The sequence below is a fragment of the uncultured Flavobacterium sp. genome (assembly GCF_963975005.1).
Lineage (GTDB): Bacteria > Bacteroidota > Bacteroidia > Flavobacteriales > Flavobacteriaceae > Flavobacterium.
On record NZ_CAXBFR010000084.1, the window covers coordinates 1 to 12647 of the forward strand.

Annotated in this window: 15 protein-coding genes; 8 read left to right on the forward strand and 7 right to left on the reverse strand. The window is 30.4% G+C overall.

The features are described from left to right. From AACZ53_RS10330 to AACZ53_RS10345, 4 genes are all read right to left on the reverse strand, one after another. Positions 1 to 1369, reverse strand: a 1369-nt coding sequence (locus AACZ53_RS10330) for an ABC transporter ATP-binding protein (protein WP_339837961.1), incomplete at its 3' end; no start/stop codon positions are given. A gap of 4 nt (positions 1370 to 1373) precedes the next feature. Next, positions 1374 to 3101 (reverse strand): phospho-sugar mutase, encoded by a 1728-nt coding sequence (locus AACZ53_RS10335; protein ID WP_339837962.1) that lies wholly within the window; start codon positions 3099 to 3101, stop codon positions 1374 to 1376. A gap of 3 nt (positions 3102 to 3104) precedes the next feature. After that, complete coding sequence (locus tag AACZ53_RS10340; protein WP_339837963.1) at positions 3105 to 4046, reverse strand: glycosyltransferase family 2 protein; 942 nt, start codon at positions 4044 to 4046, stop codon at positions 3105 to 3107. Beyond that, positions 4047 to 4577 carry a DUF4199 domain-containing protein gene (locus tag AACZ53_RS10345; protein WP_339837964.1) on the reverse strand — a complete coding sequence of 177 codons (531 nt, stop codon included), beginning with the start codon at positions 4575 to 4577 and terminating at the stop codon, positions 4047 to 4049. 236 nt (positions 4578 to 4813) lie between these two features. Between AACZ53_RS10345 and AACZ53_RS10350 the strand changes: the two genes are divergently transcribed. From AACZ53_RS10350 to AACZ53_RS10360, 3 genes are all read left to right on the forward strand, one after another. After that, positions 4814 to 5068, forward strand: a complete 255-nt coding sequence (locus tag AACZ53_RS10350) for a type B 50S ribosomal protein L31 (RefSeq protein ID WP_339837967.1) — start codon at positions 4814 to 4816, stop codon at positions 5066 to 5068. An 88-nt stretch (positions 5069 to 5156) separates the two neighbouring features. Next, complete coding sequence (locus tag AACZ53_RS10355; RefSeq protein WP_339837970.1) at positions 5157 to 6332, forward strand: GlmU family protein; 1176 nt, start codon at positions 5157 to 5159, stop codon at positions 6330 to 6332. 2 nt (positions 6333 to 6334) lie between these two features. Further along, positions 6335 to 6655 (forward strand): hypothetical protein, encoded by a 321-nt coding sequence (locus AACZ53_RS10360; RefSeq protein WP_339837972.1) that lies wholly within the window; start codon positions 6335 to 6337, stop codon positions 6653 to 6655. An 11-nt stretch (positions 6656 to 6666) separates the two neighbouring features. On the opposite strand, the gene AACZ53_RS10365 is transcribed toward AACZ53_RS10360, so the two are convergent. After that, on the reverse strand, positions 6667 to 7002 hold the full coding sequence (locus AACZ53_RS10365) for a hypothetical protein (RefSeq protein ID WP_339837975.1): 336 nt from the start codon (positions 7000 to 7002) through the stop codon (positions 6667 to 6669). A 108-nt stretch (positions 7003 to 7110) separates the two neighbouring features. Here AACZ53_RS10365 and mtaB point away from each other — a divergent pair, with 108 nt between their 5' ends. Then, the gene (gene mtaB, locus AACZ53_RS10370; RefSeq protein ID WP_339837978.1) at positions 7111 to 8439 is read left to right on the forward strand and encodes a tRNA (N(6)-L-threonylcarbamoyladenosine(37)-C(2))-methylthiotransferase MtaB; all 1329 of its coding nucleotides are present in this window, start codon (positions 7111 to 7113) and stop codon (positions 8437 to 8439) included. A 59-nt stretch (positions 8440 to 8498) separates the two neighbouring features. Here the strand turns inward: mtaB and AACZ53_RS10375 are convergent, their stop codons facing one another. Next, the gene (locus tag AACZ53_RS10375; protein WP_339837981.1) at positions 8499 to 8780 is read right to left on the reverse strand and encodes an N-acetyltransferase; all 282 of its coding nucleotides are present in this window, start codon (positions 8778 to 8780) and stop codon (positions 8499 to 8501) included. A 49-nt stretch (positions 8781 to 8829) separates the two neighbouring features. Between AACZ53_RS10375 and AACZ53_RS10380 the strand changes: the two genes are divergently transcribed. Next, entirely contained in the window at positions 8830 to 9513 is a 684-nt protein-coding gene (locus AACZ53_RS10380; protein WP_339837984.1) for an alpha/beta hydrolase, read from the forward strand. Further along, positions 9497 to 10372: a lytic transglycosylase domain-containing protein gene (locus AACZ53_RS10385; protein ID WP_339837986.1), complete on the forward strand. Its 876-nt coding sequence runs from the start codon at positions 9497 to 9499 to the stop codon at positions 10370 to 10372. Before AACZ53_RS10380 ends, AACZ53_RS10385 begins: the two co-directional genes overlap by 17 nt. 142 nt (positions 10373 to 10514) lie before the next feature. Here AACZ53_RS10385 and AACZ53_RS10390 read toward each other — a convergent pair whose 3' ends face one another. Beyond that, positions 10515 to 11030, reverse strand: a complete 516-nt coding sequence (locus AACZ53_RS10390) for a DUF2892 domain-containing protein (RefSeq protein WP_339837988.1) — start codon at positions 11028 to 11030, stop codon at positions 10515 to 10517. A 153-nt stretch (positions 11031 to 11183) separates the two neighbouring features. Here AACZ53_RS10390 and rpmH point away from each other — a divergent pair, with 153 nt between their 5' ends. Together rpmH and carB are read left to right on the forward strand one after the other, a co-directional pair. Continuing rightward, positions 11184 to 11345 carry a 50S ribosomal protein L34 gene (rpmH, locus tag AACZ53_RS10395; RefSeq protein WP_035665819.1) on the forward strand — a complete coding sequence of 54 codons (162 nt, stop codon included), beginning with the start codon at positions 11184 to 11186 and terminating at the stop codon, positions 11343 to 11345. A gap of 200 nt (positions 11346 to 11545) precedes the next feature. Then, positions 11546 to 12647: carbamoyl-phosphate synthase large subunit (carB, locus tag AACZ53_RS10400; RefSeq protein WP_339837991.1), on the forward strand; the 1102-nt coding region annotated here is incomplete at its 3' end.

Genomic DNA, 12647 nt, shown 5'->3' on the forward strand with positions numbered 1-12647 from the left:
TAACTAATCCCATCAAACCTCTTAACGAATGAATATTCATGTCTTTGATATCAACACCATCAATTTTAATAGCTCCTTCTTGAACGTCGTAAAAACGGGTTAATAAATTGGCTATCGTACTTTTTCCTGAACCTGATTGACCAACTAGTGCAACCGTTTTTCCTTTGGGAACTGTAATTGAAAAGTTCTTTAATACATTCTCATCACCATATCTAAAGTTGATGTTTTCAATAGTAACTTTATCATTAAAATCAGTTTTTTTAACAGCATCTATTTTTGTGTCAACTGTGTTTTCTTGTTCTAAAATTTCGAATACACGATCAGCTGCAGCAATTCCGTTTTTAACGGCATAAGAAGCTTTTGAAATTGCTTTTGCAGGAGTTAAAATATTATAGGCTAATCCCATAAAAGCTAAAAATACTGGACCTTGTAATGCAGGTGAGCCATCAGCTAATTTATCAACCAAGACTAAACTTCCACCATAGTATAATAGAATAGCAATTGTTATAATTCCCATAACCTCACTTAATGGTCCTGCTAAATTATTTTTTTTACCAATTTTATTTGAAAGATTTAATAAACGATCAATAGAACTGCCAAATTTATTTTTAAAAACAGGCTCAGCATTATAGCTTTTTACTACTTTTAATCCCGTTAAGGTTTCTTCTACTAATGAAATCATGTAACCGCCTTCGTTTTGTGCTTTTAATGACTGTGACTTTAAATTCTTACCAATTCTTGAAATAATTAAACCAGAAATTGGAATAAAAATAAAAACAAAAAGAGTTAATTTCCAACTAAAAGTAAACATCATAACTATTGAAAACACAATGGTTAGAGGTTCTTTTACAATTAGTTCTAAAAGCATAAAAAATGAATTTTGTACTTCTCCAACATCACCAAGCATACGAGCCATAACATCACCTTTTCTTTTTTCAGAATAAAATGAAACGGGTAAGCTAATTACTTTATTATACATTACATTTCTTAATTTTGCGGTAACTCCATTACGCAAATGCATCATGTGAAATGAAGCTAAATAACCTGCAATATTTTTAAATAAAAATGTAAATATTACTATTACAACAACAAGTAAAAGTGCTTTTTCTTCTGTTCCATTTTCTTTATAAATGGTAACATAATAAGACATTAAGTCTTCTAGATAATTTTTTAGATGAAAAAAATCTGTATATATTGGCTCTATGGTAACTTTTTTTGTTGTGTCAAACAAAACATTCATCATAGGTATCAAAGCTACATAAGATAATGTTCCAAAAAGAGCATACAATATGTTATAAAACACATTCCAAACAATATGGTTTTTAAAAGGCTTTAAATAGGGTTTTAATTTTTGAATTATCTTTTTCATTCAATTAATTTAATTGCATTGAAGCAATAATATTTTTTATTCTGGTATCTAATTCTTCTTCAACTTCTTTAGCATTTTCAATACTATCTAAAGTATCATTTACACTAAAATAGAATTTAATTTTTGGTTCAGTTCCGCTTGGTCTTGCACAAATTTTACTTCCATCTTCTAAATAGTAAATTAATACATTTGATTTTGGAATGTCTAATGCTTCAACTTCGCCAGTAAACATGTTTTTGGCTGTGCTGTTTTGATAATCCTCAATCATTACAACTCTTTGTTCATTTATTTCTTGCATTGGATTTTCACGCAAGTCAATCATCATTTGCTTGATTTCATTTGCTCCTTCAATTCCTTTTTTCGTAATTGAAATTAAATATTCTTTATAAAAAGCAAAGTCAACATATAGATTTAATAATTCTTTATATAAACTACTTCCGTTTGCTTTAGCAATGGCAGCAATTTCACAAACTAATAAAATAGCAGAAACAGCATCTTTATCTCTTACTGCATCGCCAACCATGTAGCCAAAACTTTCTTCTCCACCACCAATAAATTCTTGGTTTGGAAAATCTTTAATGAATTTTGCAATCCATTTAAAACCTGTTAGGCCTACTTTACATTCAACTCCATAAGCAGAAGCTAAATCGAGCATCATTGGAGTTGATACAATAGTTGAGCCAATGAATTGATTTCCTGTAATCTTGTCAGCTTGTTTCCATTTTTCTAACAAAAAGGCAGTCATTACCACCATAGTTTGATTTCCGTTTAATAAAATCATTTCCCCCTCTAAATCTCTAACAGCAACACCAACACGGTCACTATCAGGATCAGTTCCAACGACTATATCAGCATTTATTTTTTCAGCTAAAGCAGTTGCCATTGCTAAAGCTTCTGGTTCTTCTGGGTTAGGAGATTTTACTGTTGGAAAATTTCCATCTGGAACTTCCTGTTCAGGAACAATATTCACATTTTTATAACCCGCTTTTGCTAAAACAGCTGGAACAGATTTGATTGAAGTTCCGTGTAATGAAGTGTAAACAATTTTTAGATTGTCTTTTGATGCTTGCGGTGTGTTAAAACTAGCATTTTCAACGGTTGAATTTACAAAGGCTTCATCGACATCTTTGTCAATATACTCAATTAAATTTTCATTAGCTTCAAATTTAATGTTACTGTATTGAAGGTTTTCGATTAATTTAATAATCTCACCATCTTGTGGTGGAACAAGTTGACCACCATCTTGCCAGTATACTTTATATCCATTGTATTCTGGTGGATTATGCGAAGCCGTTAAAACAATTCCTGCATGACAATTTAAATGTTTTAAAGCAAAAGATAATTCTGGTGTTGGACGCATTTCTGAAAATAGATATACGTGTATTCCATTTGCCGAAAAAACATCTGCAACAACTTTAGCTAAAGTATCACTATTGTGTCGGCAATCATAGGCTATGACAACTTTTAATTTTTCATTTGGAAATGATTTCTTTAAATAATCAGATATTCCTTGAGTGTTTTTACCTAATGTGTATTTATTGATTCGATTGGTTCCTGGGCCCATTATTCCTCTCATTCCACCAGTTCCAAATTCAAGATTTTTATAAAAACTATCCTCTAATTCCGCAGGGGAAGAAGTCATCATCTCTTTAATTGCTTCTTGGGTTTGATTGTCAAAAGTTGGAGTTAACCAGATATTTACTTTGTCTAATATGTTTTTTTCAATGTGCATAATTTATATGTTTTCTGAAATCTTATAACGTTCTTCGTTGTTTTTTGTTCTCAAAATTATTTCACCAAGAAATCCTGCTAAAAATAACTGTGTTCCTATAATCATTGATGCTAAAGCAATGTAAAATTGTGGCCGATTTGTAATTAATCTGCTTGTTTTATGAATAAATATTTTATCTATTCCTAAATATAGTGCCAAGCAAAATCCTATTAAAAACATTATTGTTCCTAATAATCCAAATAGATGCATAGGTCTTTTTCCGAATTTTGAAATAAACCAAATCGTAATTAAGTCAAGAAAACCATTCACAAAACGACTCATTCCAAATTTTGAATTGCCATATTTTCTTGCTTGATGAATCACTATTTTTTCGCCAATTTTTCCAAATCCAGCATTTTTTGCTAGAACTGGAATATAACGATGCATTTCACCAGAAACTTCTATATTTTTTACAACGTTATTCTTGTAGGCTTTTAAACCACAATTAAAATCGTGCAATTTAACACCAGAAGTTTTACGTGCTGCCCAATTGAATAGTTTAGAAGGAATGTTTTTAAAGACAACCGAATCATATCTTTTTTTCTTCCAACCTGAAACTAAATCATAGTTTTCCTTGATAATTAAATTATATAATTCAGGAATTTCGTCTGGACTATCTTGCAAATCTGCATCCATAGTTATGATTACATCTCCTTTTGCTCTAGCAAAACCAGCATGCAAAGCCTGACTTTTTCCATAATTTCGTAAAAAACGAATTCCTTTTACGTTTTTATCTTTTTTAGAAAGTTGTTCAATAGTTTGCCATGAGTCATCAGTACTTCCATCATCTATAAAGAGTACTTCATACGAAAAATTATTCGTATGCATGACGCTCACAATCCATTGATGTAACTCTGGTAAGGATTCCTGTTCGTTTAATAAAGGAATTATTATGGATAAATTCATTTAGAATTGGTCTTTTGGTTTGCTTTTAAAAATTGCAGCGAAAATTAATCCAAAAATCGAACTGATAACAATATTCATAAAAAGCCCTTGAATTTGTTTCCCTACACTATAGTTATCAGATTTTTCTATTTCTTTTACTGCTTTAATGATTTCAGAAGTTGGAGCTCCAAATTTTTTCATAAGGTTAGAAGTAGACTCCATAGCAACTTGTTTAACTTTTTCTGCTAATTCTAAATCTATTAAATTAAATAGGATAATATTAAAAACAACAGACATAACAACACCTATAACCATACTAATAAAAAAAGTAGTAAAGGCTTCTTTAAATGAAAAGCTATTGTTTAATTCTTTTTTTGTCTTAGTCAATAAAATTATATTTAAAACTATATAAATAACTACTATAAAAAGGAGTAGCCATAATGAACCAAAAATGGTTAAATCAATTAAATAAGCATATAATGTTGTTGCAATAGATAATAATCCTCCAATTATTCCAAAAGTAATTCCGTTCTTTTTGATAATTTCGTTCATGGTTAGTTTGTTTTTAATTAATCTACAAATATAGAAATAATAAAGTTTACCTATATAAGTGATAAAAAAATAAAAAAAGTTACAGAAGTGCTTGTAAATTAAAAATTAAGTGTAAATTTGCACTCTTAAAAATAATTAAGATTATAAACAAAAAGTTATAGACGTTTATACCTTTTTCAATAAAAAGAGAAAGCATCAGGACGGTTTATAGCCAACAAATAAAAAGATTTACAAAGATGAAAAAAGGAATCCACCCAGAAAATTACAGATTAGTAGCTTTCAAAGACATGAGTAACGAAGATGTATTTATTACAAAATCAACAGTAGAAACAAAAGAAACAATTGAACACGAAGGTATTGAATATCCAGTTTTCAAAATGGAGATTTCTAGAACTTCTCACCCTTTTTACACAGGTAAATCTAAACTTATTGATACTGCAGGACGTATTGATAAATTCAAAACTAAATATGCAAAATTCGATAAAAAATAATCGAAATTTTTCTAAATATTTAAAACCTTCCAATTTGGGAGGTTTTTTTATGGAATAAATTGTAATTTTGAATTTTAATAAAACGACCATGAATTATATATTATTTGACGGAACTGTTCGAAATACATTACTCCCTTTTACATTCACAAGACCAGTAGCTGATATTCGCGTTGGGATTTTAACCATTAGAGAAAAATGGGAAATGTACTTAGGACATACAACTACTACTTTAACCGAAGAATATTTAATGGAAAAATTTCCAATGGTTGAAATGGAAGAAAATGTTATGGTTAATGCTTCTTTTTTGCCTAATGAAGTTTTGGTGGAAATGATTTCGAATTTAGAAATAAATCAAGCTGTTGTTTATCAAGAAGAAATTTTGGCTTTCTTTACGACTGATACCCAAGAAGAAGTTGATTTTGATAAATATGATTTAATTGAGTATGAAGGAGATGTTATTCAAATTCAAAACACTTGGGATATTTTCGAGAAAAATGACATAGCCATTCGTGAAGATTTTGATTATCTAACTCAAGATAGAAAATCAGAACCTATTCCAAAAAGTGTAAATGTAATTGCATCAGAAAATATTTTTATTGAAGAAGGAGCAAAGCTTGAATTTGTAACTTTAAACGCATCGACTGGTCCAATTTACATTGGAAAAAATGCAGAAATTATGGAAGGTTCTGTAATTCGTGGACCTTTTGCACTTTGTGAAGAGGCTCAAGTAAAATTAGGATCTAAAGTATACGGAGCAACAACTGTTGGTCCACATTCAAGAATTGGTGGAGAAGTGAATAATTCAGTTCTTTTTGGTTATTCAAACAAAGGCCATGATGGATTTTTAGGAAATTCAGTTCTAGGAGAATGGTGTAATATTGGAGCAGATTCAAACAGCTCAAACCTTAAAAACAATTATGATGAGGTTCGATTATGGAGTTATGAAACGGAAGGTTTTGCAAGAACTGGATTGCAATTTTGTGGTTTAATGATGGGAGATCATTCAAAATGCGGAATTAACACAATGTTTAACACTGGAACAGTAGTTGGAGTTTCAACCAATATATTTGGTTCTGGTTTTCCACGTAATTTTGTGCCAAGTTTCTCTTGGGGTGGAGCTTCTGGATTTACGACTTACATTACGAAAAAAGCATTTGAAACTGCTAAAATCGTAATGGGAAGAAGAAAAGTTGAATTCACTGAAGAAGATGCCAAAATAATGGAGCACATTTTTGAGGAAACTAAAAAATTTAGAAAAGAATAGGTATGTTAGGATTAATATTTATTTATTGGATAGGAAAGTATTTTTATAGATTGGCAGAAAAATTCAATCAAAATAAATGGTTGTTTGCCTTTTTAGGTGTAATAATGTATTATGTAGGAACTGTTTTTCTAGGATTTTGTTTAGGTATAGCTATTGCTGCTTTTGGTTTGAATTTTGATTATGAAAACACGCTTTTATTAAGCTTAATTGCTTTTCCATTTGGATTGTTGTTTAGTTGGGTTTTCTATTATTTGTTAGAAAAAAAATGGTCTAAAATTAAAGTTGAGCCTGTTCAAAGCATTGATGACATTGGTAAAGAATAAATTATTTGTAATTATTGTTCGTAAACATAAATTCTATTATCAATAAAATACAACCAATAAATAGCATAAAAAAGGATTAGCAAAGCTATAATCGTAATAATTAAATAAAGTATATTTTCTTTTGCTTTTTGTTTTCTTTCTGCTTTAAATTTTTCTCTAATTTGAGCTAATAACTCAGGTGAAGCTTTTATGTGGTCGACTGTTGGAATGCTTTTAACTCCAATATAATTTTTCCAACTACTTCTTCGTTTATCTTTTAAAAGAGCTTTATTATTTTGCATGGTTTTGATTGCATGCATCATTGAACCTTCACCAGCCATAATCAATAGTTTAGTAATTATACGCAATTTTAATAAAAATGTTACAATTTTAAATCTGTGGCTGTTTTGTTTTAAAAAATTCTTAAATTTGCAATCTCAGTTTTTTGACAACGATTTCATCAATTGAGCTTACTTATGGAAAATAAAAAAAAAGTCGCATTCTACACTTTAGGATGCAAATTAAATTTCTCCGAAACTTCAACTATAGCGAGAAATTTTCAAGATGAAGGATTTGAACGTGTAGATTTCGAAGAAGTAGCAGATATGTATGTTATCAATACTTGTTCGGTTACAGAAAACGCAGATAAACAATTCAAACAAATAGTAAAAAAAGCCTTAAAAATCAACGACAAAGCATTTATTGCAGCTGTAGGTTGTTATGCGCAATTAAAACCAGAAGAATTAGCTGATGTAAATGGTGTTGATTTAGTTTTAGGAGCAACAGAAAAATTCAAAATTATAGATTACATAAACGATTTGTCTAAAAATGACATGGGTGAAGTACATTCCTGTGAAATTGAAGAAGCTGATTTTTATGTAGGAAGTTATTCATTTGGTGATAGAACGCGTGCTTTCTTAAAAGTGCAAGATGGTTGCGATTATAAATGTACCTACTGTACAATCCCATTGGCAAGAGGTATTTCTCGTAGTGATACAATGGAAGGTGTTTTAAAGAACGCTGCCGAAATTTCTGCTAAAGGAATAAAAGAAATTGTATTGACTGGTGTAAATATTGGGGATTACGGAAAAGGTGAATTTGGAAATAAAAAGCACGAACATACATTTTTGGATTTAGTAACTGAATTAGATAAAGTAGAAGGAATTGAGCGTTTGCGAATTTCATCTATAGAGCCAAACTTATTAAAGAATGAAACTATAGAATTGGTTTCAAAATCAAGAGCATTTGTGCCTCATTTTCACATTCCATTACAATCTGGAAGTAATGAAGTTTTAAAGAAAATGAAACGTCGTTATATGAAGGAATTGTATGTGGATAGAGTCAATAAAATTCGCGAAGTCATGCCTCATGCTTGTATTGGTGTGGATGTAATTGTTGGTTTTCCTGGTGAAACTGATGAACATTTTCTTGAAACCTATCATTTTTTGAATGATTTAGATATTTCTTATTTGCATGTTTTCACATACTCTGAAAGAGATAATACAGAAGCGGCCGAAATGGATGGAGTAGTACCAAAGAATATTCGTGCAAAGCGAAGTAAAATGCTAAGAGGGTTATCGGTTAAGAAACGTAGAGCTTTTTACGAAAGTCAAATTGGTACAAACAGAACTGTTTTATTCGAAAGCGAAAACAAAGAAGGATACATTCATGGATTTACCGAAAATTACGTCAAAGTAAAAACTCCTTGGAATCCTGAATTAGCAAATACACTACACGAAATTAAATTATCAAAAATTGATGATGATGGAAGTGTAAGACTTGAGTTTTTATCTATTGAGGTTTAAGAAACTGATAAATTATTGTAAAAAAAATGCTCTTTTAATTAAGAGCATTTTTTTATGTTTTATATTTTCAATCCAGGTGGAAGCAATTCTCTATAACGTCTATTTTTTCTAAAAAACTTTATAAGTCTTAAGTGTGTTGGTACAACCTTCAATTTTCTTTCTTCAGCAATTGCTAAAACATTTCTAATAAATTCATCTTGTATTTCAATGTCAAGGTTTTCGTTTTCGCAAAATTTTGTTAGAAAAATTTTACGGTCTTGTAATGAATATTCAATGGCAACTAAACCGGTGTCTGTTGTAATTTCAAATTGTCTTAAAAGTTCGTTATCTTTGATTTCCATTTTAAATATATATTGTTTTACAAAGTTACGAAACTTTTTCACATATCCCATGAGTAAGATACCAGTTTATTTAATGCCAGGTTTGGCTGCGAGTTCAACTATTTTTGAACATATAAAATTGCCCGTAGAAAAGTTTGAAATTTTTTATTTGGAATGGTTTTTGCCATTAAATAATGAGTCAATCGAAGCGTATGCTTTTCGCTTGACTAAAGAAATAAAGCATAAGAATCCTGTGTTAATTGGAGTTTCTTTTGGCGGAATTTTGGTGCAAGAAATGGCATTGCTTATAGAAACAAGAAAAGTGATTATTATTTCGAGTGTGAAATCAAATGCAGAATTGCCCTTGCGAATGAAAATTGCAAAGTCAACAAAAGCTTATAAAGTTATTCCAACTCAGTTGGTCTCAAATATTGATGCACTAGCAAAATATGCTTTTGGCGAGAATTTAGTCACAAGACGTTTAAGGATGTATGAAAAATATTTGCAAATGCGAGACAAAAAATATTTGGATTGGGCAATAGAAAACGTAATTTTATGGCGAAGAACAAAACCAGATGAAAATGTTATACATATTCATGGTGATGCAGATGCAGTTTTTCCGATAAGACACATCAAAAATAGTATTGTAGTAAAAGGTGCAACGCATATTTTGGTAATAATGAAGTATAAATGGTTAAATGAAAATTTACCTAAATTAATTTTAAACAATAATGAAGATGAGACAGAAATTTAAAAGAGCGTTACAAATAACCGGAATTATTGCGATAAGCAGTTTGTTTATTTATGCAACTTCAACAACTATAAATAAAATATCACACTCAGTTACTTATCCTACAGAAATGAATTTTTCTGGAGAAACAGTTCCAACAAGTGATAATGATGTAAGTGAGCGATTAGATAGAGAAATGGTTACTAATATGAATTATCACTCAAATACTACCTTGGTAATTAAAAGAGCAAATAAGGTATTTCCTATTATTGAACCTATTTTAAAAAGAAATGGTGTGCCAGATGATTTTAAATATTTAGCTGTAATTGAAAGTAGTTTAGTAAATGCAGTCTCACCAGCTGGAGCAAGAGGTGTTTGGCAATTTATGCCAGCTACCGCAAAAGAATATGGGATGGAAGTTACAGACCATGTTGATGAACGCTACCATTTAGAAAAGTCCACAGAAGCAGCTTGTAAATATTTAAATGATGCTTACGAAAAATTCGGCAATTGGACATTAGTAGCAGCTTCATATAATGGAGGAATGGCTGGTGTTAATAGAGTTTTAGAAGCTCAACAAGTTTCAAGTTACTATGATGCGTTATTCTATGAAGAAACAGGTCGCTATGTGTTTAGAATATTGGCTTTAAAGGAAATTATGAAGAATTCTCCAAAATACGGTTTTGATATTCCTCAGAGTGAATTATATGTAAACGTACCAACAAAAAAACTTCATATAGAAACTTCAATAGAAGATTTAGCTTCATTTGCTTTAGAGCAAGGAACAAATTATAAAACGTTAAAGGTTTTAAATCCTTGGCTAAGAGATAAAAAGCTTAGTGTTTTAAGTGGGAAAACCTATCTAATTGAAGTGCCTGAATAAATATCAGATATTCAACAAAATATTTTATAAAGAAATTCATTGCCGTTCGGTTTTAGCCAACGGGATATACAGAATAAAAAAATCACAAATTAGATAGACTAGTTTGTGATTTTTTTTCTTCTGAAATCTTATATTCGAAAATCTAAATTTTCTTCAATTGTTGTTTCAACATAACAATCTGTTCTTTCAACATATTGTGTTTGTCTAGTTTCTTAGCTTCGTTTAAGTACTTAGTAGCTTCCATTTTTCTTCGTTTTGTTAAAGAAATTCCAGCTAATTGCAATTTGGCTAAAGCTAAATCTTGGTCCATGCTTAAACCTAATTCAATAGCTTTCTTAAAAAACTTCTCAGCTAGCGTTAAGTTTGTTTGCGAAACCATAATTCCATTAAGGTAGTTGTAATACCCTTGTTGTTTCTTTATTAAAGCAGTTTCTGGATTTTTGATTTTATCTAACCAAGCCTTTGCTCCATCCATGTCTTGTTTTCTCAATTTCAAGAAAGCCAATAAAATAAACTCATTCTTAAAATATAAGAAAATAAATATTGTTGAAAAAAGGAGTAAGAAAATCCCGTTTCCGATATTACCTTCTATAAATTGATATATGCCGAAAGCAATGATTAAACCGGCTAAAATTAATTTGATATTCTTATTAAACATACTGTATTTTTTAATTTGAAGCAAAGGTAATAAATTCTAACTAAAAAATATTTTAAAAACTACTTGTAAATGAAAAAAGACTTTGTATATTTGCACTCGATTTATAGGAAGCTATAACAAAAAAATAAATATAGATTTTAAAGATATAAAGCAATGAGCAAGAGAACGTTTCAACCATCGAAAAGAAAAAGAAGAAATAAACACGGGTTTATGGATAGAATGAGTACTCCAAACGGAAGAAAAGTCCTTGCACGTAGAAGAGCAAAAGGAAGACACAAATTGACTGTATCTTGCGAACCAAGACATAAAAAATAATGATTAGCTACTAATCAATATTAAGCCGTTACTTTTATTAGTAGCGGCTTTTTTTTAAACTTGTTTATAAAATTTAATAAGTTTCAAATCTCAAAGCTTCAAAATTCAAGTAAAGAGATTATTTTTGAGCATACAACTTAACTACACAATAACAGCTAACAACGAATCTGAAACAAGTTCAGATAAAACAACACACTACAATGCCAAAAGACAATTCAATCAAATCGGTTTTAATTATAGGTTCAGGTCCAATTGTAATCGGACAAGCTTGTGAATTTGATTATGCAGGTTCACAGTCAGCACGTTCTTTACGTGAAGAAGGAGTTGAGGTTATTTTAATAAACTCAAATCCTGCAACCATCATGACAGATCCTTCGATGGCTGATCATGTATATTTGTTGCCTTTAACTACAAAATCATTAATTCAAATCTTAAAAGAACATCCGCAAATTGATGCAGTTTTGCCAACAATGGGTGGACAAACAGCTTTAAATCTTTGTTTGGAAGCTGATGATAAAGGAATTTGGAATGATTTTAATGTAAGAATGATTGGTGTTGATGTAAATGCTATCAATATAACTGAAGATAGAGAGAAATTTAAACAACTTTTAGCTAAATTAGGAGTTGGAGCAGCACCTGCAAAAATCGCGACTTCCTTCTTACAAGGAAAAGAAATTGCACAAGAATTCGGTTTCCCCTTAGTAATTCGTCCATCCTTTACTTTAGGAGGAACAGGAGCAGCATTCGTTCACACAAAAGAAGAATTTGACGAAAAACTATCTTATGGTTTAGAAATGTCTCCAATTCACGAAGTACTTATAGATAAAGCACTTTTGGGCTGGAAAGAATACGAATTAGAATTACTTAGAGATAAAAACGATAACGTAGTAATTATTTGTTCTATCGAAAACATGGATCCAATGGGGATTCATACTGGAGATAGTATAACCGTTGCTCCGGCAATGACTTTGTCCGATTCAACTTATCAGCGTATGCGTGATATGGCTATCTTAATGATGAGAGCTATTGGAAACTTTGCTGGTGGTTGTAATGTACAATTTGCAGTTTCACCAGATGAAAAAGAAGATATAGTCGCTATCGAAATAAATCCAAGGGTTTCTCGTTCATCAGCTTTAGCTTCAAAAGCAACGGGTTATCCAATTGCAAAGATTGCTACAAAATTAGCTTTAGGATATCATTTAGATGAATTACAAAATCAAATTACAAAATCTACTTCGGCTCTTTTTGAACCGACTTTAGATTATGTAATTGTAAAAATACCACGATGGAACTTCGATAAAT